The 22784-nt window shown below is 48.3% G+C and carries 22 protein-coding genes; 11 read left to right on the forward strand and 11 right to left on the reverse strand.

Going from position 1 to position 22784, the window contains the following annotated elements; all coding sequences use genetic code 11:
• Positions 1-130: 130 nt before the first annotated feature.
• Positions 131-2341, reverse strand: coding sequence for a response regulator (locus tag SFW65_09845; GenBank protein ID MDX1923414.1), 2211 nt, complete (start codon positions 2339-2341; stop codon positions 131-133).
• A 42-nt stretch (positions 2342-2383) separates the two neighbouring features.
• Complete coding sequence (priA, locus tag SFW65_09850) at positions 2384-4399, reverse strand: primosomal protein N' (protein ID MDX1923415.1); 2016 nt, start codon at positions 4397-4399, stop codon at positions 2384-2386.
• Positions 4400-4450: 51 nt separating this feature from the next.
• On the opposite strand from priA, the gene fsa reads away from it, so the two are divergent.
• The 3 genes from fsa to SFW65_09865 are packed head-to-tail and all read left to right on the forward strand — an operon-like array spanning position 4451 to position 6652.
• Positions 4451-5113, forward strand: coding sequence for a fructose-6-phosphate aldolase (gene fsa / locus SFW65_09855; protein MDX1923416.1), 663 nt, complete (start codon positions 4451-4453; stop codon positions 5111-5113).
• Positions 5114-5123: 10 nt separating this feature from the next.
• The gene (locus tag SFW65_09860) at positions 5124-5711 is read left to right on the forward strand and encodes a hypothetical protein (GenBank protein MDX1923417.1); all 588 of its coding nucleotides are present in this window, start codon (positions 5124-5126) and stop codon (positions 5709-5711) included.
• The gene (locus tag SFW65_09865; GenBank protein MDX1923418.1) at positions 5696-6652 is read left to right on the forward strand and encodes a tyrosine recombinase XerC; all 957 of its coding nucleotides are present in this window, start codon (positions 5696-5698) and stop codon (positions 6650-6652) included. The genes SFW65_09860 and SFW65_09865 overlap by 16 nt, the downstream gene beginning before the upstream one ends.
• A 2-nt stretch (positions 6653-6654) precedes the next feature.
• Here SFW65_09865 and SFW65_09870 read toward each other — a convergent pair whose 3' ends face one another.
• The 5 genes from SFW65_09870 to rfaD are packed head-to-tail and all read right to left on the reverse strand — an operon-like array spanning position 6655 to position 11668.
• On the reverse strand, positions 6655-7254 hold the full coding sequence (locus tag SFW65_09870) for a hypothetical protein (GenBank protein MDX1923419.1): 600 nt from the start codon (positions 7252-7254) through the stop codon (positions 6655-6657).
• Positions 7199-7498, reverse strand: a complete 300-nt coding sequence (locus SFW65_09875) for a prepilin peptidase (GenBank protein ID MDX1923420.1) — start codon at positions 7496-7498, stop codon at positions 7199-7201. Before SFW65_09875 ends, SFW65_09870 begins: the two co-directional genes overlap by 56 nt.
• Positions 7499-7507: 9 nt before the next feature.
• Complete coding sequence (locus SFW65_09880; protein MDX1923421.1) at positions 7508-9184, reverse strand: glycosyltransferase family 4 protein; 1677 nt, start codon at positions 9182-9184, stop codon at positions 7508-7510.
• A 12-nt stretch (positions 9185-9196) separates the two neighbouring features.
• Complete coding sequence (gene rfaE1, locus SFW65_09885; GenBank protein ID MDX1923422.1) at positions 9197-10660, reverse strand: D-glycero-beta-D-manno-heptose-7-phosphate kinase; 1464 nt, start codon at positions 10658-10660, stop codon at positions 9197-9199.
• A gap of 9 nt (positions 10661-10669) precedes the next feature.
• Positions 10670-11668 (reverse strand): ADP-glyceromanno-heptose 6-epimerase, encoded by a 999-nt coding sequence (gene rfaD / locus SFW65_09890; protein ID MDX1923423.1) that lies wholly within the window; start codon positions 11666-11668, stop codon positions 10670-10672.
• Positions 11669-11835: 167 nt separating this feature from the next.
• On the opposite strand from rfaD, the gene fabD reads away from it, so the two are divergent.
• From fabD to SFW65_09925, 7 genes are all read left to right on the forward strand, one after another.
• Positions 11836-12777: an ACP S-malonyltransferase gene (gene fabD, locus SFW65_09895; protein ID MDX1923424.1), complete on the forward strand. Its 942-nt coding sequence runs from the start codon at positions 11836-11838 to the stop codon at positions 12775-12777.
• A gap of 9 nt (positions 12778-12786) precedes the next feature.
• Entirely contained in the window at positions 12787-13527 is a 741-nt protein-coding gene (gene fabG / locus SFW65_09900; protein MDX1923425.1) for a 3-oxoacyl-[acyl-carrier-protein] reductase, read from the forward strand.
• Between the two features lie 14 nt (positions 13528-13541).
• On the forward strand, positions 13542-14879 hold the full coding sequence (locus SFW65_09905) for an AarF/ABC1/UbiB kinase family protein (GenBank protein MDX1923426.1): 1338 nt from the start codon (positions 13542-13544) through the stop codon (positions 14877-14879).
• Positions 14880-14944: 65 nt separating this feature from the next.
• Complete coding sequence (locus tag SFW65_09910; GenBank protein ID MDX1923427.1) at positions 14945-16072, forward strand: Re/Si-specific NAD(P)(+) transhydrogenase subunit alpha; 1128 nt, start codon at positions 14945-14947, stop codon at positions 16070-16072.
• Between the two features lie 15 nt (positions 16073-16087).
• Entirely contained in the window at positions 16088-16507 is a 420-nt protein-coding gene (locus SFW65_09915; protein ID MDX1923428.1) for a hypothetical protein, read from the forward strand.
• A 60-nt stretch (positions 16508-16567) separates the two neighbouring features.
• Entirely contained in the window at positions 16568-16930 is a 363-nt protein-coding gene (locus SFW65_09920) for an NAD(P) transhydrogenase subunit alpha (protein ID MDX1923429.1), read from the forward strand.
• Positions 16927-18339 carry an NAD(P)(+) transhydrogenase (Re/Si-specific) subunit beta gene (locus tag SFW65_09925; protein MDX1923430.1) on the forward strand — a complete coding sequence of 471 codons (1413 nt, stop codon included), beginning with the start codon at positions 16927-16929 and terminating at the stop codon, positions 18337-18339. The genes SFW65_09920 and SFW65_09925 overlap by 4 nt, the downstream gene beginning before the upstream one ends.
• Here the strand turns inward: SFW65_09925 and trpC are convergent.
• Genes trpC through SFW65_09940 form a run of 3 tightly spaced genes read right to left on the reverse strand, consistent with a single transcriptional unit; the run spans position 18336 to position 20730 of the window.
• Positions 18336-19148: an indole-3-glycerol phosphate synthase TrpC gene (gene trpC, locus SFW65_09930; GenBank protein MDX1923431.1), complete on the reverse strand. Its 813-nt coding sequence runs from the start codon at positions 19146-19148 to the stop codon at positions 18336-18338. The genes SFW65_09925 and trpC overlap by 4 nt on opposite strands.
• Positions 19148-20161, reverse strand: a complete 1014-nt coding sequence (gene trpD / locus SFW65_09935; protein ID MDX1923432.1) for an anthranilate phosphoribosyltransferase — start codon at positions 20159-20161, stop codon at positions 19148-19150. Before trpD ends, trpC begins: the two co-directional genes overlap by 1 nt.
• Positions 20158-20730: an aminodeoxychorismate/anthranilate synthase component II gene (locus tag SFW65_09940; protein ID MDX1923433.1), complete on the reverse strand. Its 573-nt coding sequence runs from the start codon at positions 20728-20730 to the stop codon at positions 20158-20160. The genes trpD and SFW65_09940 overlap by 4 nt, the downstream gene beginning before the upstream one ends.
• Before the next feature lie 277 nt (positions 20731-21007).
• On the opposite strand from SFW65_09940, the gene SFW65_09945 reads away from it, so the two are divergent.
• Positions 21008-21223: a hypothetical protein gene (locus SFW65_09945; protein ID MDX1923434.1), complete on the forward strand. Its 216-nt coding sequence runs from the start codon at positions 21008-21010 to the stop codon at positions 21221-21223.
• A 44-nt stretch (positions 21224-21267) separates the two neighbouring features.
• Here SFW65_09945 and trpE read toward each other — a convergent pair whose 3' ends face one another.
• The gene (gene trpE, locus SFW65_09950; protein ID MDX1923435.1) at positions 21268-22779 is read right to left on the reverse strand and encodes an anthranilate synthase component I; all 1512 of its coding nucleotides are present in this window, start codon (positions 22777-22779) and stop codon (positions 21268-21270) included.
• Positions 22780-22784 lie beyond the last annotated feature (5 nt).

Here is a 22784-nt window from a genome sequence, read left to right on the forward strand (position 1 = left end):
ATTCGTTAGGAATTGTTCAACCATTCATAGCCGCGTTTGCTCCGATTTGTGGAGTCCGAACTTGGCCTATTTTATAATCAGATGTGGATAAGACAATTTATCCACAGATGGGGAAAAGCAGCGGTGTGTGCTATCCAAGCTCTTTAATATTCATCGATTTTAAGCGCTCATTCAACGCTGAAATAGCTGTTTTAACATGCGTTGGCCATGCGTGCAGTACAGTATCATCAGCCCGACCGTGTGCTTTACACTGGGCTTCAATGCTCGCCGCAATCTGGGATAGACGACCAAGACCAAAACTTAACGTGCTGCTTTTCAAGGAATGCGCATGGCGTTTTACATCATCCCATGTTTCGCTTTTTGCGGCATCCAGCATTGCGGTGCTGGTCGCCATCAAATCAGTATAAAATTTATTGGAAAACTCACTGATTATTTCTACGCCCAAATCGGTGATGATTTGATTGAGGTGCTGGTCGCTGATTTCAGGCGCAACTTTTTCTTCAACGGGATCTAAGTCAGTGGCTGGTTGCATTTTGTCATTTGTCCTAGCTTTTGCAGCCCACATAGTGACGCGTTGCTGCAAAATCTCTTTTGATAAAGGTTTTGTGATGTAGTCATCCATACCGACCGCCAAGCATTCTTCACGGTCACCGCGCATGGCATGTGCGGTCATGGCTATAATTGGCAGAGTTTTTTTATCCGGTAAGGCGCGAATGGCTTTGGTTGCGGCAAATCCATCCATTTCTGGCATAGCAATATCCATAAACACGAGGTCATAATTTTTTGATTGCACGGCTGCAACCGCTTTCTTGCCATTATCGACAACATCAACCTTGTGACCACCTTGCTTTAGAAAACTTTCGGCAATCATCTGGTTGGTGGGGTTGTCCTCGACCAATAATATATTTGCGATAACGGTTTCGTTTGGCAATTCTTGTGCAACATCTTCTTTAATCACTGCATGTTTTGCGGGCGTAAGGGGAATAACAAACCAGAACGTGCTGCCTTTCCCTACGGTGCTTTCAACACCAACTTCGCCTCGCATCATATCGGTTAAGCGGCGGCAAATCGCAAGGCCAAGACCTGTTCCCGCAAAGCGGCGGGTATAAGAACCATCTGCCTGGCTGAACTCGCGAAATAGATGGCTTTTGGATTCTTCACTGATGCCCATACCGGTATCAATCACTTCAAATCTAAGCATCGGAATGCGTGTACCAGCGACGGTCTTGCTGTCTTCTTTTAATACCAGTGTTACGCTGCCCTTATCGGTAAACTTGATTGCGTTGGATAAAAAATTCAGCAGGATTTGTCGTAATCGTGCAGGATCGGAATACAATGTTGCCGGAATGCTTTCCTGAATACTGTAGCTGAGCTGTAATTTTTTATCATCAGCCAGCGGATGGATAAGAGCAAAGAGATTATCTACCAGCGTCTTGATATTAAAATCGGAATATTCCAGCTCCAATTTACCGGCTTCAATTTTTGAATAATCCAACACATCGTTTACAATCACCAATAAGCTTTCAGCAGAGCTTTGTACAATGCCGGTGAGATTGCGCTGGTTCTCATTCAGGGAAGTATTCCGCAACAAAGTGATAGTCCCCAATATTCCGTTAATTGGCGTGCGGATTTCATGACTCATCATCGCAAAAAAACTGTTTTTTAGGCGCTCTGCATGGTTGGCGCGCTCCAGCAATTCGCCGCGCCGGAATAAGTCCACCAGCAAGAACACAATCATGATACTGCCAAGTACAACAAAGACGACGCTAACGCCTAACAGGTATTTTTCCTTCAGCCGCAGTTCCGCCAATATTTTGTCGATGTTATTGCGATGAAAATACTGGATGATTTTATCGATGTCGTAAAAATGCGAAGCTGCTTCGTGAACAAATGTAGAAAGCTGTTTGTTGATGGTGGGGTCTTGCAGGCCATGTTTGGCCTCGATTTCCTCAATACCATCAATGGTTCCATAAACACTGACAAAATTCTGTGTTAAATTATTTGAATCGATGTTCGCCATCTGGTCGTTTTGCAGCGTCGTCAGCTTTTCTTTTAGCGTTGCTATGTTTTTGTCAAATTTTTCCTTTTTTTCTTCAGGCGACATCGCGTCGTTATCAAGCAGAATGTCGAGCCGTGTAATGGTTTCCTGAATATCCAGTAATTCGCGCGGCAGATTCTCACGGTTGATGGTTTCAATTAATCCGATGCGTTTACCATTCTCATGGAAAGAAAAAATGTTCAGCGCCATAAAACTGGCAAGGAAAAAAACTGCAAACACGATGCTGGTACGTGGCAGGCTGTTATGTTTTGAAAATACAATCTTAGAAACTTCTGGAAGCATGACAAAATTATGCGACAGCGAAGCTTTCCGATGAGTTAATTTTTAAACAAAGCTTTGGGGGTCAATATCGATGTGCACGCGTATGCTTTTGGATGGTTTTGCAGCGCTTAGCCAATCGCGCAAAAAGTCCTGCATTTTCGATGATTTCGGGCTTTGAATTAAAAAGCGCTGCCTGTGTCGTCCGCGTAACAATGCCATGGGTGCGGGTGCAGGTCCCAATACTTTAAACCCATTTTGAATTGGAATGTGTTTTGCTAAATCATTCGCAACATTTGTAACCACTGCATGATTTGTGCCCGAAAGTGTGAGTGTGGCCAGCCGTGCAAAAGGCGGCATATGGAATTTCTGGCGTTCACTGATTAATACATCGATTAATCCATCGCGATTATGCTTCGTTAGATTTTGCATGACTGCGTGTTGTGGTTGTGTGGTTTGCAGATACACATGGCCCTTGTCATCACTGCGTCCGCTGCGTCCTGCGACCTGATACAACAATTGGAAAGTGCGTTCTGCCGCTCGCAAATCGCCGCCCTGCAGTCCTAAATCGGCATCAATCACACCTACGACAGTGAGTTTTGGAAAATGATAGCCTTTGGCAACAATTTGTGTGCCGATTAAAATATCAATCTCCGATTTTGCCATTGCATCGACAATACACTGCACTTCGGAAAGATTATTTTGTGTATCGCTTGCCAATATGGCGTGGCGAGCGTTGGGAAATAGTTTTTTGGCTTCTTCCGCCAACCGTTCAATACCGGGGCCGCATGCGGCCAGCCTGTCTTCTGCGGAGCATGAAGGGCAGGCGCGGGGATAAGTGCAGGCATAATCGCAGTGATGGCATATTAATCGGTGTTTTCCATCTTGCCGATGTTCTACGAGCCAAGATGAACATGACGGACATTGGAAACGATACCCGCATGCGCGGCAAAGGGTCAGCGGTGCATAGCCGCGACGATTTAAAAATAATAATGCCTGTTCTCCGCGCCCGATGGCAGCGTGAATTGCGGTTTGCAAGCTTGGGCTTATCCAGTTTTTTGCAGTCAGCTTTTCTTGACGTAAATCAATCAGATGAATGCTAGGTGGTTTAGCTTCGCCATGACGCTGGGGCAGGGTAACATGCCCATATCTGCCAGCCTTCATATTGACGATGGTTTCAAGTGAAGGTGTGGCAGAACTTAAAATCACCGGAATATTTTGCAGTTTGCCGCGCATAACTGCCATGTCGCGTGCGTTGTAAATTACGCCTTCTTCCTGCTTGTATGAACCATCATGTTCTTCATCAACGACAATTAGGCCAAGGTTTTGGAATGGCAGGAACAAAGCAGAGCGCGCGCCAATCACCAGTGGCGCTTTGCCATGCGCAATCGCTTGCCATGCTTTGCGCCGCTGGGCAGGTGTTAGACCGGAATGCCATAACACGGGTGCCTGCCCAAAGCGTGCCGCTAAACGGCTGAATATCTGTGTGGTCAGCGATATTTCCGGCAGCATCAGCAAGCTTTGCTGTCCTTTTGCCATCGCCGCACAAATGGCTTCGCAGAATGTTTCGGTTTTGCCTGAACCCGTCACACCATCCAATAATGTTACAGAAAACGAACCGAGTGATTTAATAAGTGTATCTGCTGCTTTGTGTTGTTCCGGACTTAATATCGGCTTTTGCGCTGATGGATGTTCAGTTTCTTTTTTAGCGGCCCGCTCTTTTTTCGGGGTCTTTTGCGCGGTTTCACCGCCCAGCGCCATGGCGAGAATATTTCCAGTAGGAGCCATGCAATAATCGGCAACCCATAATATAAAATCGAGCATGGCGTCAGAAAGTGGCGGTGCGTCAACAATACTGTGAATGGTTTTTAGTTTATTGGCGGGGATGCTTTCGCGTGACGCGCCCAAAACGACGCCATAACTTTTTTTTGGGCCCAAGGGGACACTAACCAATTGCCCCCGCATAACTTCCGCCCCGTCTGGCACAGCATAGGTAAAGGGCTTAGGGGCCGCTTGCGCGGTCAAAACCTCAACTAAACTGCCGCAATTATATGGCGTATATGTGCTGGAATCAGATTTCATGTTCGATTACACTATATATCTCCCGCCAATTAAAAAATAAGAGAATATGCAATGAAGTTTTTTGTCGATACCGCCGAACTTAAAGATATTAAAGAACTTGCCAGCTCCGGTTTGCTGGATGGTGTGACCACCAATCCGTCATTGGTAGCAAAATCTGGCCGCAATTTCGTTGAGTTGATTAAGGAAATTTGCGCTGTGGTTTCCGGCCCTGTCAGTGCCGAAGTGGCATCGACCGATTATGAAACCATGCTGAAGGAAGGGCAGTTTCTTGCAACGCTTGCCAAAAACGTCACAGTGAAAGTTCCGCTGACGCCTGCGGGTTTAAAAGTATGCAAAGAATTATCCAGCAAAGGCACGATGGTGAATGTAACTCTTTGCTTCTCTCCGGCGCAGGCACTGTTGGCAGCAAAGGCCGGTGCGACATTCGTATCCCCCTTCGTTGGCCGTTTGGATGATATTGGCCAGGATGGGATGGGGCTCATCAAAGAAATCTGCGAAATGTATCAGGCGCAGCCTCATTTAAAAACGCAGGTTCTGGTGGCTTCGGTGCGCCATCCACGCCATGTAGTTGATGCGGCAAAAATGGGCGCGCATGTCGCTACATGTCCGCCTGCGATTATCCATCAACTCTTCAACCACCCGCTAACTGATAAAGGGCTGGCGCAATTCGTGGCAGATTGGGCAAAGACAGGCCAGAAAATTTTAACAGCATAAGAGCGTCATCGTGCCAAAAGAACCAGAGCCTAATGAAACGGAAGAAAAAGTAGTCGCGTTTGATTCAAGTCTGGTTCGCAAGCTGCAAAATGACTTAACGCATATCCGCCAAGACCGCAGCGAGATAATCGAGGGCAGCCGTTTATATTGGCAACGTGTGCAGGTGGTCCACGAAGCTGTCATCATCTTGCATGATGCCGCCGCACTTCCTGATGCCGTACAGATTTTGCAAGATGATGTGGCGCGTTTGCTTGGTTTTGATGCCATCAACCTGATTTATGAACGCCAGTCTAATGATAAAATTGGCGCATTTTCTTCGTTTTTTCGCCCCATCCCGTCGTTCATGGTCAATGCGGCTTTTGCCGCAACGGAATATCACATTATCGAAGATCGTGCGCAATTGGAAAGCCTGTTTCCCGAACAGTCGGCGCAAATGGCATTTGCCATCTGCCTGCCGATTAAAACAGGTGACCGGCGCGGAGCACTCGTTATGGCAAACCGTGATGCACAATATCTTTCATTGGGGCAGGCGCTGGAACCATACGTATTTCTTGCGCGCTGCGTTGAACGATTGGGCCGGCAATGGTTGAAAAGCTAGCACCTGAAAAGCTAACAGCAGGCAGCGCGGCAGAAGAAGCCATCACCGCATGGGTGTCTTATCTTACGCAGATTAAAGATCAGTCCATTCACACCGTTACCAATTATGCGCATGACGTACGCGTGTTTATTGGGTTTCTAAGCAATTATCGCGGACAAGCCATAAGTGTTGGCGATTTAAATGCACTGGATTTATTGGAAGCCCGCGCGTGGCTTGCTGATTTGGCGAATAATGAATTGGGCGCCGCAAGCCGTGCCCGCGCCATTTCTGCGCTGCGTGGATTTTACAAATGGTTGACCAAACAGAAACTGGTGCAGAATGCCGTGTTACAAACATTGCGCTCACCCAAAAAACCGCAACGTGCGCCACATCCGCTTACCTCGCATCAGGTTGATGATTTTATAGATAATGCTGAAGTTGTTCGGCCCGATTGGGTGGGCGCCCGCGACCGTGCATTGCTGATGTTGCTATATGGCTGCGGCCTTCGTATCAGCGAAGCATTATCGCTCAATGGCGAAGATTGGCATGCAATTAAATCAGGCCAGTTGACCATTACGGGTAAGGGCCGCAAACAGCGCATCGTACCACTTCTGGAAGAGGTAAAAAAAGAAATCGAAGCCTACATCAAGGCCTGCCCGTTTGCGATGCAGGATGATGAAGCGATTTTCAGAGGTGAAAAGGGTGGGCGGCTTAATTCCGGCGTAGCAGAACGCGCTATGCGCAGCATTCGCCAGCAATACCTATTGCCGGATTATGCAACGCCGCACGCATTACGCCATTCCTTTGCCAGTCATTTACTGAATAGCGGTGCAGATTTGCGCAGCATTCAGGAATTGCTGGGCCACGCATCGCTATCAACGACGCAGCAATATACCAAAGTCGATGAAGAGAGTTTATTGGCGGTGTTTGAAAAAGCGCATCCACGCGCGAAAGCGAAATAAGTTTACGACTTACACAATCGGTCAATCTTCTGGTGCATTTCAAGTAAGTCGCTGCAAAATCTAACCTTGATTTGGCGGATGGGGTCTGGGCTGTTCTGGTTCAAGCGCACGCATGCCGCTAGTGCAGTCTTATCCCAATTTTCCTGTCTGCTTTCCCATTTCGTGCCACGGTTCCACAGAAATTTCTTGATGCGTGTTGACTGTGTGCATGCCGCTGGATGGTGTTGTTGATAATCCATGATGCGGAATGCGGTGCGTGATGTGACCGCGCACATCAGCTGCGCTTTGGGCGTTAAAAACTCACATAGACCATAAGGCGTTCTATCCCATGTCGTCATGCTTTGGAATTGGTCGCGAAATTGTGCATGGTAAACCAGTGGGATAGTTAAGGTTATTGCCGCAAGTGTGCCATAGGTCAGGGTAACGCCAGCTACATTTGCTGTAAGCCGCGCAGCTCCATTTATCCCCGATAATGCTAATTCACCTGCTCTGTTCATGTGCGTATCAAACCAAGCCAAATCGCACAGCGCAAAGGCAATATTACTTTCAAACGAACATGAACCCGATACAAATCGCCATAAATAATAATTCCAACAAAACATGCGTAAATCCAATAGGCGCATGGCAATAGCGGCATTGCTTATTATTAAGATAATAAGAAATGACAGGAATTAAATCGCGTGGCGCAAGCGGCTTTTTGCATGTGTTGCAGTAAGAAGGCGGCGAGATAATCGATTGCCTGCGCGGAAAGCGATACAACACAACGCCTGCAAAGCTACCTAACGTGCCGCCCACCAATATCCCGACGATTACTTTAAAGATGATAATGAAAGTGGTTTCAGACATCATGCGCCCCTATATGCGGTGCAGCCGCATTAAACCCATTTTCAAAAACCACGCAATCGTGCGCATGAACCGCGGTGTATCGGAAATGCCAATCCCTTGTTGAATTTCAAACAGCGAGGGATATTTTTTTTCCTGCGTCATATTATATAAAACGCCCATAATCTGGCTCATGGTCTGCTCAGGCAACAACATATCCATGCCAAACATGTTCATACGGTGCCGTGCGATGAGTTCGATGTCAGCCGTTTTTGCCAGAATTTCCAGACGATCATTTGGCTGTAAATGGCTGCTGGGAAAACCAGCAAACATACTCGACGGGTCAGGATAAGCCGGATGCGCTGCAGGCCAGTAATTCGGGGTTGGCGCATTGTGATGTGCGCTCTTGCGTTTGCGTGCTTGTTCTTCCCATAGATCTTCATACGCCGGAATAATGGTTTTCCAGTCATAATTTTCGGTTGCGCGCTTGCGCCCTGCTGCGCCCATTGCAAGGCGTTTTTCCTTATCGTTAATCAACAATGCAAAAGCAGCTGCAGCGGCATCAATATCTACTACAATTGTCTGGTTATTACGGATGAGATAATCGCCATAGTTACGCATGTTGTAGTAATGGGTAGCAACATCCAGATTATTGCCCGGTGCAACACTGATAGTTGGAACCAGAATTCCATCTATTCCATCGCGCACGCCGTCACGGTATCCATCAAAATCACTAACGACCGCGGGCAGGCCGCAGGTCATGGCTTCAATCGGCGTGAAGCCAAAGCTTTCTTGAATGTTATCGATAAGGGATGAGAAAATATCCCCGCATGCCCACAGCCCATCGGGAAAGCGGGCATCGCTATTGAGTACAAAATCAACCTGCACGGTTTTGCAAATATCTGCGGCAAGCGCATGGAATTCAGGCTCCATCAATTCTGGCTTGAAGAACCCGTACATTACTAGACGTACTTTTTTGGGCGCAACTTTCTGTGCTGCCAGTTCCGCTGCCTTTAACAGCGCGATGGGGTGCGCTTTGGTCGCATAACTTAAGCGACCAACATAGAGGATGACGACTTCATCATCGGCAATGCGCAACGCCGCGCGTTGCGCTGCACGGTTTTGCGGTGTGGCTAGGCCCAAGAATTTTTGCGTGTGGATGCCCAGCGGTATAACCGGCAAATCAACGGGGCAGGTAAAATGCCCACGAAACCTGTGCTGTAAATAATCATTCTGAATATCCCACAACGCCTTGATGCTGTCACGAATAGCGCGTGATGGACAAATAATCGCATCACCTGCTTGCGTGGGCGCAGTTAAATACTGCATGGTTACATCGGCAATTCGTTCGCCAGACATCGTATGTACAATTGTCGAAACTGCATAACCTTTCCCCTCCATCTGAATGCGGCGCCAAATATGATCGCCAATATTGGGATCGGGGCGGAACACCAAATCCACATCCTGCATCGCATAAGATGGGTTGGAAGCGGGAATAAGCGCACAACGGCTGAAGTCGATCCGCTCGCTACGGGCGATGTTTTTTAATTCTTCGGCACTTTCATCACTGCCAGGGAAAAAGAAAAACTCAGCCGCGCGGGAATAACGAAACAGTGCTTTCAAAAAACTGGTGATAGCAACGTCAATGCCGAAGATTTCCGAAGGCCCTGTGCCCGATTGGGCTTTGAGATAATTGATAACGGTTTTCATGTACCGAAGGGATTAGCCGGATGATTTAAGTTTCTTGATGGTGTTGGTTGTGCTTTGTCCTTCGACCAGATTGGCAAGTACAACTCTGCCACCCCAGCTTTGTACTTCGGTTGCACCAACTACCTTATCAATTGTGTAATCCGCGCCTTTCACCAGTACATTTGGGCGAAGCGCCTTAATCAGTTCCAGCGGTGTGTCTTCGTCAAAAATCACGACCAAATCAACGGGGTTGAGTGTGGCAAGAACCGTTGCACGGGCTTTTTCATTTTGAACAGGGCGTTCAAGTCCTTTGAGGCGTTTAACGGATGCATCACTATTCAGGCCGACGACTAAACGGTCACACGCCTTACGTGATTGTTGTAAAATAGAGATATGGCCGGGATGAATCAAATCGAAGCAGCCATTGGTAAATCCGATATTCAAGCCCTGTCTGCGCCAGCGTTCTACCAGTTCAATTGCCTTGTTTTGGCTCAATACCTTTTCATTGATGTCGCGGTCTTCAATTTGCCGCAAATTATTGATGAGTTCGTCAACAGTTACGGTCGCGGTGCCAACCTTGCTTACCACAATCGAACCCGCTTCATTGGCGATGTATGCGGCCTGTTCCATGCTCATACCCGCTGATAACGCAGTTACAAAACCTGCAATCACAGTATCGCCTGCGCCGGATACATCGAACACTTCACGTGCTGTGGCTTTGATATGTAATGGATCTTTGCCATCCATCACCAAGCAAACGCCATCACCGCCCAGTTTTGCGAGCACCGCCCCAAAGCGATATTTGTTGATGAGCGCGCGGGATGCTTTCACTGCATCTTCAATTGTTTTAATGTCATTGCCAGTTGCTTCCGCTAATTCTTTACGGTTTGGCGTAACCACATCTGCGCCCGTATAACGCGTGTAATCACGGCCCTTAGGGTCAATGATAACAGGCTTTTTGTGTTGCTTGCCCAATGCGATACAGTCGGCAATGATTTTTGAAGTCAAAACGCCTTTGGCGTAGTCAGATAAAATCACAGCAGCCACTTGCGGCACAGCAAGACGCAAACGCACCGCCACCTGCTCTTCAATTGCGGCATTTAAATTTTCGGCCTTTTCAACGTCACAGCGCAACACTTGCTGGATACCGGCAATAAAGCGCGTTTTGATGGTGGTAGGGCGGTCTTTATCGGTCAACAAATGGGGGGTAACAACTTCGTCTTGTGATAATTGCTTGGCTATTTCAAAGCCGGCGGGATCCGCACCAATCACCGCAATTAAATCGCAGCGCTGGTTAAGGCTAACCAGATTGCGTACGACGTTGCCTGCACCGCCGAGCATGGAAATTTCCCGCACATACCGCATGACCGGAATGGGCGCTTCAGGCGAAATACGGTCAACCTGCCCATACATAAAGCGGTCAAGCATCACGTCCCCAACAACCAAAATCGGATTGCTTGGCAGGGTTTCAAGTTTTTGAATGATGTCGAATTGCATGGGGCGATATTAACAATAGGGGTCTGGGGTTGCGAGATATTCTTTGACGTAAGCGTTGATACCTTCCTCGAGCGGGGTAAAGGGTTTGCTATAACCGGCAGCCTTTAGCTTAGCCATCTGTGCTTGGGTAAAATATTGATAATGTTTTCTCAGCTCCTCGGGCATATCGCGGTAGATAATGTTGGGTTCTTTACCGCACGCAATATAAACCGCCCGGGCCAAATCCACAAAGCTGCGCGATTCGCCTGTGCCAACATTGAACAGACCATTCACGCGCGGATGATGGTAGAGCCAAAGCATCACATCCACGCAATCCTGCACCCAAATAAAGTCACGCAATTGCCCGCCATCGACATAATTCGGATTGTGGGATTTGAACAATGAAAACGCCTCGCCGGCTTGTGCCACCGGAAAAATTTGGTGCACAACGGAACGCTGGCCTTCCTTATGGTATTCATTTGGCCCATACACATTGAAAAACTTCAACCCAACCGCTTGCGCAGGAAACTTTTCGCCCTCGGTGCGTGTCTGGGTAATGAATTGGTCAAAGGCATGCTTGCTCCAACCATATGGGTTAAGCGGCTGGAGTTTTTTCAAACTTACCAAATCATCCTTGTCATCAAAACCCTGTTTGCCATCGCCGTAGGTCGCGGCGGAAGATGCATAGACAATCCGTTTGCGTTTATCACAGCACCAAGTGAACAAATCTTTTGAAAGCCGGAAATTATTGGCAACAATTTTATCGACATCCATTTCCGTCGTGCTGGAAATTGCGCCCATGTGATAGATGATATCGATGCTTTTCTGGTGTGCATCCAGAAACGGGAATAATTGGTCGGGCGTGATGATGTCATACAGCGTGCGTTTGGCGATGTTGCGCCACTTCTGGCCATCCTTGGTTGCATGGCCTAAGCGGTCGCAAATCACAATTGGGCCAAGCCCTGCTTTTTCAAGGCTAGCTGCCAAACATGAACCAATAAATCCAGCCCCGCCGGTAATAATAATCATAGGTGTTCCTTATATATAAGTGTGCCAATTAGACAGGCTTGACAGGGGGGATGCAAGTGACTTGATTAGCATGCTTTTAAAATGTTTAAAGGACGACGACCGTCGGCCCGCGAGCTTATGCGAGCGAAGCCTTACGGCGTTTGAGTAAAATAAGGATTCACAAGAAAATGAAACGGGCATTATTATTTCCAGGGCAGGGCAGTCAGGCCATCGGCATGGGCAAGGAATTGTCAGGCGCATTCCAATCCGCAAAGGATGTCTTTGCCGAAGTCGATGAAGCATTGAAACAGAATCTCAGCAAGCTGATGTTCGAAGGCGACGATGCCGATTTGAAAATGACAGAAAACACGCAGCCCGCATTAATGGCCGTCAGCATGGCGGTTGTTCGTGTGCTGGAAAAAGAGGGCGGCAAGAAAGTTTCCGATTTGGCGAGTTATGTTGCGGGGCATTCGCTGGGGGAATACGCTGCGTTATGCGCGGCGGGCACCTTCGGCCTTGCCGATACGGCGCGGTTACTGCGTAAACGTGGTAGCGCGATGCAGGCAGCAGTGCCAGCAGGCATTGGTTCCATGGCAGCATTGCTTGGTGTTGATATGCAGCAAGCAGCAGAAATTGCAAAGGAAGCGGAGCAGGGGCAGGTCTGTGCCGCAGCAAATGATAACTCTGTGGGTCAGGTAGTTATCTCAGGTCATAAGGAAGCGATTGAACGCGCCGTTGCAATTGCTGCAACAAAAGGTTTCAAGCGCTCGGTCATTCTGCCGGTCAGCGCGCCATTTCATTGCTCGCTCATGCAACCTGCAGCAGATGTTATGAATGAAGCCTTGGCGCAGGTTAAAATGAGCGCACCTGTTGTTCCAGTAATTGCAAACGTCACTGCGTCTGAACAAACTGATGTGAGCGAAATCAGAAAACTATTGGTTGCGCAGGTCACAGGCGCGGTGCGCTGGCGTGAAAGTATGCTGACATTGAAAGAAAAGGGCGTTGCAAGCGCAATTGAAGCAGGTTCGGGCACGGTTCTCGCTGGCCTGATGAAGCGGATTGATAAGGATGTTTCAGTCACATCACTTCATACACCGCAAGACATTGAAGCATTTTTGAAATCAGCTTAAGGAGTACTCATGTTTAATCTAGCAGGCAAACGCGCATTGGTAACTGGTGCTTCAGGCGGTCTGGGCAAAGCCATTGCAACCGCACTTATTGAACAAGGCGCGCAGGTTGCACTTTCAGGCACCAAAGTTGATGCATTAAAAGCATTGCAGCAGGAGCTTGGCGAAAAATCATACGTCACGCCTGCCAATCTTGCTGACCCTGCTGCTCCCATTGAACTTGTCAAGCAAGCCGAAGAAGCCATGGGCGGCGGTATCGATATTTTAGTCAATAACGCAGGTTTAACACGCGACGGATTATCCATGCGCATGAAAGATGAGGATTGGCAGCAAGTATTAGATGTCAATCTAACGTCTGCATTCCGCCTTATTCGCACGGTAACCAAGGGCATGATGGGGCGCAGAACAGGCCGCATCATCAACATCACCTCGATTGTGGGTGTGACAGGTAATGCGGGACAGGCGAATTATGCTGCTTCAAAGGCAGCATTGATTGGCATGAGCAAATCTTTGGCCCAAGAACTTGCTGGCCGTGGCATCACCGTGAACTGCATTGCGCCGGGCTTTATTGTTTCCAACATGACCGACGGCTTACCAGATAATGTAAAAGAAAAAATCTTGGCTTCTATTCCGCAAGGCCGTATGGGGGATGGCAAAGATATCGCAGCGGGTGTTGTCTATCTGGCAAGTGCAGAAGCGGCTTATGTCACCGGCCAAACGCTGCATATTAATGGCGGGATGGCCATGATATAAGGGGCAGTAATTGAATGGCTGACAAGAGCACTCTTTCCGGTCGTATGAAGCGGCACGCAAATGTGGCGGGTGCCATGTCAGGCGTGGCGGTGCAGGCGGCAGGAAAACGGTTGCTTGGCATTGAAATCAATCATGCAAAACACGCGGTTGAACTGCGTCAGGCCCTTGGCGGGTTAAAAGGCCCGCTGATGAAAATCGCGCAGATTATTTCCACTATTCCCGATGCGGTGCCGCCCGAATACACGAAAGAACTGGCGCAACTGCAATCCGATGCACCATCAATGGGCTGGGCATTTGTCAAACGCCGCATGATGGGTGAATTGGGCGCAGATTGGCAGACGAAATTCAAATCATTTGATCAAACGGCATCCGCTGCGGCATCGCTCGGCCAGGTGCATAAAGCTGTGACACAGAAAAATGTGAATGTAGCGTGCAAGCTGCAATATCCGGATATGAATTCGGCTGTCGAGGCAGACCTTAAACAGCTTGCCATTATCTTCAGTATGTTCGAAATGGTGGATAGGGCGGTTTCAACCAAAGACATTCAAAAAGAAATTGCTGACCGTCTGCGCGAAGAACTGGATTATGTGCGCGAAGCAAAGCATATCGCGCTCTATTCTGAAATGTTATCGGATATTAAAACCGTACATGTACCTGAAGTATTGCATGACCTTTCCACTAGCCGTTTATTGACCATGACATGGCTGGAAGGCGAACGCATGGCGAGTGTGGCAGAAACCCGCAATCTAGAAGCGCGAAATGAAATTGCCATGAACATGTTCCACGCATGGTATGTGCCATTTTATAATGCTGGAATTATTCACGGTGACCCGCATTTAGGTAATTATTCAGTACGCAAAGATAATTCCATTAACCTGCTGGATTTTGGCTGCATCCGGATTTTTCGTCCTGCGATGGTTAGCGGCGTAATTGAGCTATATCATGCGCTCGTCACAAATGACCATGACCGCGCGGTTGAGGCATACAAAGAATGGGGCTTCACCAATCCATCGAAAGCGTTGATTGATACATTGAATATCTGGGCGCGGTTTATTTATGCGCCACTATTGGAAGACCGCAAGCGTCTGATTGAAGAAACCAACACCGGTCTATATGGCCGCGAAATTGCGGCCAAGGTTCATGAAGAATTGCGCAAAATTGGCGGCGTAACCGTGCCGCGTGAATTTGTGTTCATGGATCGTGCGGCAATTGGTTTGGGTTCTGTCTTTCTTCGCCTCAAAGCGGAAATCAACTGGTATGAAATGTTTCATAATCTCATTGATGATTTTGATGTAGTAAAGGTTCAAAAAAGCCAAGAAAAGCTGTTGAAGAAGCATAAACTAACCGCATAAAAGCTTGACTTCGCGGGCTGTTTTCATTGTTATCACCTTCCAACCTTCTTTTAAATCTTGCACCTATGAAAATCGCTATCCTAAAAGAACATCAGGCTTACGAGAAGCGCGTTGCCGCCACCCCGGAAACCGTGCGGAAGTTAAAGGGCATGAATGTTGAAGTGGTGGTTGAAAAGGGCGCCGGCCTTGAAGCAAGCTATACCGATGCGGCCTATATTGAAGCAGGCGCAACGATTGCGAATGACAGCAAAGCCGCTGCCAGTGATGCAGATATTGTTTTAAAAGTGGTTCGCCCCACAGATGAAATCGCGAATATGAAGCGCGGCGCGAAATTAATCGCGATGCTCGCGCCATATAACAACAAAGATGCAATTAAAACCTATGCCGATAAGGGTGTAGATGCGTTTTCGCTTGAATTGGTGCCGCGTATTACTCGTGCCCAAAGCATGGACGTATTATCCAGTCAGTCTAACCTTGCGGGTTACCGCGCGGTAATTGATGCGGCAGCAGAATTTGGACGTGCATTTCCTATGATGATGACGGCGGCGGGCACAGTTGCACCGGCGCGTGTGTTGGTAATGGGTGCCGGTGTTGCAGGGTTGCAAGCCATTGCAACCGCAAAGCGTTTAGGCGCAGTAGTCAGCGCAACCGATGTGCGCATGGCAGCAAAAGAACAAGTGCAAAGTCTTGGTGGAACATTCGTAATGGTCGAAGATGAAGAAACCAAGCAGGCTGAAACCAGCGGCGGCTATGCCAAGGAAATGAGCGATGCGTATAAAGCCAAACAAGCGGCGCTAATTGCAGATACGATAAAGAAACAAGATATTGTGATTTGCACCGCATTGATTCCAGGACGTCAAGCACCGCGTCTGGTCAGTGATGCGATGCTCCAGACCATGAAGCAAGGCTCCGTCGTAATCGATTTAGCTGCGGAACAAGGGGGTAATTGCGAAGGCTCTGTTCTTGGTAAAACCGTGCAACTGCATGGCGTAAAAGTGGTAAGTCCTGCTAATATCGCATCCAGTGTTGCGGTTGATGCTTCAGCCCTTTACGCTAAGAACGTGTTACAGTTCCTAAGCTTGATTGTGGATGCCAAAACAGGCCAACTTGCAATTAACTGGGAAGACGAAATTATCAAAGCTACGGCGCTAACCAAAGATGGCGCTATCATCCATCCAAACTTCAAAGCCTAACCAAAGGAGCGCGCTATGTCCGACAATGATCTCAAAAATTCTATCCAGCCCTGGATTGTAAGCCTTGGAATTTCTGTCTTCTGCTGCGCAATATTTTTTGCGTTTATGTCCAGCTATGTTGGCTCGATTAACAAATCACTCGCCCAGATTGATAACCGTCTCGCTGATATGGAGGCACGTTCTATCGCTGCGGCCTCTGCGCCAACACCAACACCAGCGCAGGTAGCGGTTCCTGTTGTTGTGCCCGCAGTTCCTGTGCCAACCCCTACGGTTGATAGCCCCTCTGCGGTAACGTCCGGCGCATCGGGCAGTGGTAATCCGACCCCGCTGACTGCGCCACAACCTGCCGCACCAGCGCCCGAAGCCGTTGCACCCGTGTTGCCGTCCGTTCCACCATCTGCCGCGCCAATTCCAGCAGAACCCGAACAACAATAATTTTGATTTATAAAATATCCCCGCCGTAAACGTCGGGGATATTTTTTATGGAAGGCCTGAATGCCAGAAAAGATTTTAAACGAACCCGTTTTACAAGAAGCCGCGACACAAGCAGCGCAGCATGCAGCTAGTGGTGATTTTTTTATAACGGGTCTTACCGTTTTCGTACTTGCATGTTTTGTGGGGTATTATGTTGTGTGGCGCGTTACGCCTGCGCTGCACTCACCACTTATGGCAGTAACGAATGCGGTATCATCGGTAATTATCGTTGGCGCGCTGATTGCAGCGGGGCCTGCTGCGATTAATGCTTCTACCATTCTTGGCTTTCTTGCTGTGGTGCTTGCCAGCATCAATATCTTTGGCGGGTTTATCGTGACGCGCCGAATGCTTCAGATGTACAAAAAGAAGGAGAAGAAGGCATGACCGCACTTCTCTCCCTCGCATATCTCGTTTCCGGTATTTGTTTTATTATGGCACTGCGTGGGCTTTCGTCCCCTGAAACCGCAAAGTCCGGCAATATGTACGGCATGTTCGGTATGGCGTTGGCGATTGTGACCACGCTATTTCTGTTGCCTAATATCATTCCGCAAATTTCATATCATTTGATTATCGCAGGTGTTGTAATCGGCGGTGCGATTGGAACATTCATTGCCTATCGCATTCAAATGACTGCGCTGCCGCAATTGGTTGCGGCGTTTCACTCGCTTGTTGGCCTTGCCGCAGTATTTGTTGCAATTGCTGCTTATTTATCGCCCGAAGCCTACGGCATCGGCGTTGCTGGTAACATTCATGGTGGCAGCCTTGTTGAAATGGGTCTTGGCCTTGCCATTGGTGCAATCACCTTCACAGGATCGATTATCGCGTTTGGAAAATTACAGGGCCTTATTTCAGGTAAACCCGTAACCTTTCCTTTGCAACATGCCCTAAACGCTTTACTGGGCATTTCGATTGTTGGATTGATTGTGATGCTGGTAGTGCAGCAAGACGTCAGCATCATCATCGCGCTCACCGTTGTTTCATTATTGCTCGGCATCTTACTGATTATCCCGATTGGCGGCGCAGATATGCCCGTGGTCATTTCTATGCTCAATTCCTACTCGGGTTGGGCGGCATGCGGCATCGGCTTCACATTGCAAAACCCGTTGCTGATTATTACAGGTGCATTGGTGGGCGCTTCAGGGGCTATTTTGTCCTATATCATGTGCAAGGGCATGAACCGGTCTATCTTCAACGTCATCCTTGGCGGGTTTGGTGCTGAGGCGGGCGGCGCCGCGGCAGGTGGTAGCGCGGTTGATAGACCTGTTAAATCTGGCTCGGCTGAAGATGCCGCCTTCATTTTAAAGAATGCATCCAGCGTGATTATTGTTCCGGGTTACGGCATGGCCGTTGCTCAGGCACAGCACGCATTGCGTGAAATGTGCGATTTATTGAAGAAAGAGGGCGTAACCGTTCGCTACGCCATTCACCCTGTAGCTGGCCGTATGCCTGGCCATATGAACGTGTTATTGGCCGAAGCAAATGTGCCATATGATGAAGTGTTCGAACTTGATGAAATCAACCGTGATTTCGGCATGAGCGACGTGGCATTTGTGATTGGCGCGAATGACGTAACTAATCCTGCTGCAAAAACTGACCCCAAATCACCCATCTTCGGTATGCCTATTCTAGATGTTGAAAAAGCAAAAACCGTTTTATTTGTGAAGCGTTCCATGGCATCGGGTTACGCAGGTGTTGAAAACGAACTGTTTTACCGTCCCAATACCATGATGCTATTTGGTGATGCCAAGAAGATGTGCGAGTTGATTGTGAAATCAATCGGCGGCGGGCACTAAGCCAGCATGGCCTTTGTTGCAGCGGCAACATCGTTTGATTTGAGCAGGTTCTCGCCAATAAGGAAGCAGGAAACGCCGGATTTTTTAAGATAACCAATATCGCTGTGATTGCGTATGCCGCTTTCGGAAACGAACAGATGCGGGGCTTTGGCGGCGGTTGCTCGGCTAATCAAACGGCCTGTGGTTGCCAAATCAATTTGTAAGGTTTTGAGATTGCGGTTGTTAATACCAATCATTGAATTGGTAATGCCGTGTGCAAGCGGCAATGCGCGGTCCAGTTCTTCTTCATCATGCACTTCAATCAGAATGCTAAGATCATAAGCGCTTGCGGTTGCAATTAATTCCTTCGCCTGTTCATTCGATAAACACGCCATGATAAGCAATACGCAATCCGCGCCAAGTGCACGGCTTTCCACAATCTGGTAAGGGTCAATCATAAAATCCTTACGCAGCACGGGAAGGGCACACGCACTGCGCGCGGTCTTCAAATGTGCATCTTCGCCTTGGAAAAAAGGCGTATCCGTTAGAATAGAAAGGCAGGTTGCGCCCGCCTGTTCGTATGTTTTGGCGATTTTGGCGGGGTCAAAATCCTTCACAATCAGACCTGCGCTGGGCGATGCTTTCTTCACTTCGGTAATCAGCGCAGTTTTACCTGCGGCATGTTTGGCGGCAAGGCTGCGGTAAAACGGGCGCAAAGCAGGGGCGTTTTCTGCATCAGCTTCAACCGATGATAATGATTTTTTGGCTTTGCAGGCGGCGACGTGTTTTTTCTTATCGGCAATAATTTTAGTCAGAACATTATCAGTCATTATGCTTCATTCGTAATTTGAATTAGTTTTTCAAGCGCGGCCTTGGCTTTACCACTATCAATGGTTTCTGCAGCAATGCCCACGCCATCTTTGATGTTTCTAGCTTTCCCGCCAATAATCAAACCCGCAGCAGCGTTCAAGCAGACAATATCACGGTATGCGCCTTTTTCGCCTGATAGCATGCGTTTGAAATGCGCGGCATTGGTCTTGGCGTCACCGCCTTTAAGCTGCTCCAGCGTGGTATTTTTTATGCCTTCCTTGGTAGGTATAATATCAAAGCTACGCAAACTTTCGCGCGCCTGTTCCACTACATAGGTATCGGTTGTGGTGGTAATTTCATCCATCCCGTCGCCACCATGCACAACCCAAACATGTTCGCTACCCAAGGTTTGCAGTATGCGCGCCATTGGATCGCACCAGTTCTTATCGAACACGCCAATAACCTGTCTGCGCACGCGGGCAGGATTAGTAAGTGGCCCAATCAGATTGAAGATTGTACGAAAGCCAAGCTCCGTACGAATGGCAGAAACATTCTTCATCGCGGCATGGTAGATTGGCGCATGAAGGAAACATACGTTCGAAGCATCCAGCGCTTTGCGCATGCGGTTTGCAGCGACGTCAATCTTAATACCCAGTTCGGAAAGAATATCCGACGATCCGCTGCGGCTGGAAACTGCGCGATTGCCGTGCTTGGCAACCTTTACGCCTGCGCCAGCCAGCACAAAGGCCACAGCGGTCGATACGTTTACTGTTCCATGCTGGTCGCCGCCCGTGCCGCATACATCCACCGCGTCTTCTGCGCCGGGGAAGATGGTCATACGAATGCGCAGCGCGCGCACCGCACCTAATACTTCATCGCTGGTTTCGCCGCGCTGGTGCAGGGATGTAAGGAATGCAGCAGCCAAAATGGGAGATACGTCGCCATTTAAAATGGCATTAAACGCATCTTGGCTTTCCTGCGCGGTCAGCATTCCGCCATCAGCAGTTTTTTTGGTCAGTTCTTTAAAACTCATTTTGCCAAGTCCACAAAGTTTTTCAGCATCGCGTGCCCGTGTTCGGAAACGATGCTTTCAGGATGAAATTGCACACCGTGTATTGGTAACTTCGTGTGTTGCAGGCCCATAATTAGGCCCTCCGCGTTTTCAGCAGTTACCGTTAAATCTGCTGGCAGCGTGCTTTTTTCAACAATCAAGGAATGATAGCGCGTTGCTTTTAGCGGCGATGGAATATTTTTAAAGATGCCGCTATTGGTGTGAGTAATCGCATCGGTTTTACCATGAACGGGCAGTGGTGCGCGGATAACTTTGCCTCCAAAAGCTTGCCCAATAGCCTGATGCCCTAAGCAAACGCCAAGCAATGGCAGCGATTGTTTTGCAGCAAGCGCAATAACATCCAGGCAAATGCCTGCTTCGCTTGGGCTACAAGGCCCGGGTGATAAAATGATGCCCGTAGGTTTTAATGCAAGCGCTTGTTCAGCCGTTAGTGCATCGTTGCGGTGTACTTGCACCTCCGCTCCAACCTCACTCAAGTAATGGAAGAGATTGTATGTGAACGAGTCGTAGTTATCGATGAGTAAGAGCATAAATTATTTTAAGAGAGCAGGTTAATTTTTCATAGGGTAATATCGTAATCTTCATAGTGGATTAGCCGAACTTGTTCATGTTAAAAACCAAATTGGTTACATGAGCGGAATAATATCGTTTACCATTTTTTACTTGAATTTTCCTATATAATGTTGCATTCTTGCATCGTTAGTTGATTAGTCAATTCATTCTTTCGAACACAGTTTTTACTGAATAGCCAAGTTGTTAAGTCCCCCGTTGGTGGTGTTGTTTTCAACCCTTAAACCTGAGGCTCAGATGGCAAAAATATATCGAGTAAGCGGTCTTCAAACATCCGGTTCAGCCAGTACGTTGGCGCGTGCGATAACAGCTATCGAAAAGGGTATTCGCGTCAGGGTAGATGCCGAACACGGTATTGTTGACGTAAGTGGCTCGGTCAGCGATTTCATGGTGGCCGATACGGTAAAAAAAGTTGGCTGCACCTATCTTGGCATTCAAGAGCTTCCAGAATAAATCCGATTTGTACTAATTAAATCCCAATCTATTTCGTCTTCTTTTTATTTAGCTTCATTTAGGGCCTGTTCCGCCGCTTTAATCAATGCGCGTGCTTTGGCTTCGCTTTCATTGAACTCATAGGCCGGGTCGCTGTCAGCTACCACACCGCCGCCTGCCTGAATGTACATGGTGCCGTCTTTCACCAATGCGGTGCGCAAAGCAATGCATGTGTCCATGCTGCCATTTGCACCAAAATACCCTACACAACCCGCATAAGGCCCGCGGCGTGAAACTTCCAATTCGTCAATAATCTGCATCGCGCGAACCTTTGGCGCGCCTGAAACCGTCCCAGCTGGGAAACCTGCAAACATGGCATCAAGGGCATCATACTTATCGTCAATCACACCCTCCACATTCGAAACAATATGCATCACATGCGAATACAGTTCGATTTGAAACTGTTCGGTTACCTTCACGCTGCCAACCTTGGCAACGCGGCCTACATCATTGCGGCCTAAATCCAGCAACATCAGATGCTCTGCGCGTTCTTTGGGGTCAGCTAATAAATCGGCTGAGAGTTCGCTGTCACTACGATTACCCGAGCCACCCATCTGACCCCGCGGGCGCGTGCCAGCAATAGGGCGGATGGTGACTTTGTTATCGCGCAGACGCACCAGAATTTCCGGGCTGGAACCCACCAATTGGAAGTTCCCCAGATTCAAAAAGAACAGAAATGGGGAAGGGTTTAAACGGCGCAACGAACGATAAAGCGCAAAGGGCGGCAACACGAACGGCATCGAAAAACGCTGCGATAGAACCACCTGAAAAATATCACCCGCATGGATATATTCCTTTGCGCGTTCCACCATTTTATAAAATGTTTCGCGCGGCGTATTGGATACGGGTGGTTTTATTTCAATATTTTTTGATTTTACTTCAGCTGGCAGCGGCCCTGCAATTGCATTCATGGCATTATTCAAACGCAATAGCGCTGCTGCATACGCTTGCGCCGCTGATACGTTTTTATCGGGATAAACCGGGGTGATCAGTGTGATACGGTTATCTATACTGTCAAACGCGGCAATCAATGATGGGCGCATTAAAATCGCATCATCCAAATTCAAATCATCGGGATTTTCATCGGGTATCGCTTCAATCTGGCGGATCATGTCATAGCCAAGATAACCAAACAGCCCCGCGCTCATGGGCATAGGCGGGAAGCCAAGCGGCATGTCAATGCGGCTTTCCTTGAGTAAGGCGCGCATGGCCTCAACAGGTTTGGTGTTTTGTTTTTGAAACGTATCTGGGGTTGTCAGTGCCGTACGGTTAATGTGGCATTCATCCCGTCTGCATTTCCAGATGATGTCCGGATTTAACCCAATGAAGGAGTAGCGGTCTTTGCGTGAACCGCTCACCACCGATTCAAGCAAGAAGCTATATGGCTTATTATCTGCCAGCTTCAGGTAAGCGGAGATGGGTGTTTCCAAATCGCTGACCATACTCTGCCAGACGATTTGCGCCTTACCGCTTTGATAAAGCTTATGGAAAACCTCTGTGCTTGGTTCTACGCCCATTTGCC

The sequence above is a fragment of the Alphaproteobacteria bacterium genome (assembly GCA_033762625.1).
Classification (GTDB): Bacteria; Pseudomonadota; Alphaproteobacteria; order UBA9219; family RGZA01; genus RGZA01.

What these genes read in the sequence shown, in the direction of transcription:
- SFW65_09845 (MDX1923414.1), bottom strand. Translation starts at nt 2,341, where the DNA reads ATGCTTCCAGAAGTTTCTAAGATTGTATTTTCAAAACATAACAGCCTG.
- priA (MDX1923415.1), bottom strand. Translation starts at nt 4,399, where the DNA reads ATGAAATCTGATTCCAGCACATATACGCCATATAATTGCGGCAGTTTA.
- fsa (MDX1923416.1), top strand. Translation starts at nt 4,451, where the DNA reads ATGAAGTTTTTTGTCGATACCGCCGAACTTAAAGATATTAAAGAACTT.
- SFW65_09865 (MDX1923418.1), top strand. Translation starts at nt 5,696, where the DNA reads ATGGTTGAAAAGCTAGCACCTGAAAAGCTAACAGCAGGCAGCGCGGCA.
- SFW65_09870 (MDX1923419.1), bottom strand. Translation starts at nt 7,254, where the DNA reads ATGTTTTGTTGGAATTATTATTTATGGCGATTTGTATCGGGTTCATGT.
- SFW65_09875 (MDX1923420.1), bottom strand. Translation starts at nt 7,498, where the DNA reads ATGTCTGAAACCACTTTCATTATCATCTTTAAAGTAATCGTCGGGATA.
- SFW65_09880 (MDX1923421.1), bottom strand. Translation starts at nt 9,184, where the DNA reads ATGAAAACCGTTATCAATTATCTCAAAGCCCAATCGGGCACAGGGCCT.
- rfaE1 (MDX1923422.1), bottom strand. Translation starts at nt 10,660, where the DNA reads ATGCAATTCGACATCATTCAAAAACTTGAAACCCTGCCAAGCAATCCG.
- rfaD (MDX1923423.1), bottom strand. Translation starts at nt 11,668, where the DNA reads ATGATTATTATTACCGGCGGGGCTGGATTTATTGGTTCATGTTTGGCA.
- fabD (MDX1923424.1), top strand. Translation starts at nt 11,836, where the DNA reads ATGAAACGGGCATTATTATTTCCAGGGCAGGGCAGTCAGGCCATCGGC.
- fabG (MDX1923425.1), top strand. Translation starts at nt 12,787, where the DNA reads ATGTTTAATCTAGCAGGCAAACGCGCATTGGTAACTGGTGCTTCAGGC.
- SFW65_09905 (MDX1923426.1), top strand. Translation starts at nt 13,542, where the DNA reads ATGGCTGACAAGAGCACTCTTTCCGGTCGTATGAAGCGGCACGCAAAT.
- SFW65_09910 (MDX1923427.1), top strand. Translation starts at nt 14,945, where the DNA reads ATGAAAATCGCTATCCTAAAAGAACATCAGGCTTACGAGAAGCGCGTT.
- SFW65_09915 (MDX1923428.1), top strand. Translation starts at nt 16,088, where the DNA reads ATGTCCGACAATGATCTCAAAAATTCTATCCAGCCCTGGATTGTAAGC.
- SFW65_09920 (MDX1923429.1), top strand. Translation starts at nt 16,568, where the DNA reads ATGCCAGAAAAGATTTTAAACGAACCCGTTTTACAAGAAGCCGCGACA.
- SFW65_09925 (MDX1923430.1), top strand. Translation starts at nt 16,927, where the DNA reads ATGACCGCACTTCTCTCCCTCGCATATCTCGTTTCCGGTATTTGTTTT.
- trpC (MDX1923431.1), bottom strand. Translation starts at nt 19,148, where the DNA reads ATGACTGATAATGTTCTGACTAAAATTATTGCCGATAAGAAAAAACAC.
- trpD (MDX1923432.1), bottom strand. Translation starts at nt 20,161, where the DNA reads ATGAGTTTTAAAGAACTGACCAAAAAAACTGCTGATGGCGGAATGCTG.
- SFW65_09940 (MDX1923433.1), bottom strand. Translation starts at nt 20,730, where the DNA reads ATGCTCTTACTCATCGATAACTACGACTCGTTCACATACAATCTCTTC.
- SFW65_09945 (MDX1923434.1), top strand. Translation starts at nt 21,008, where the DNA reads ATGGCAAAAATATATCGAGTAAGCGGTCTTCAAACATCCGGTTCAGCC.
- trpE (MDX1923435.1), bottom strand. Translation starts at nt 22,779, where the DNA reads ATGGGCGTAGAACCAAGCACAGAGGTTTTCCATAAGCTTTATCAAAGC.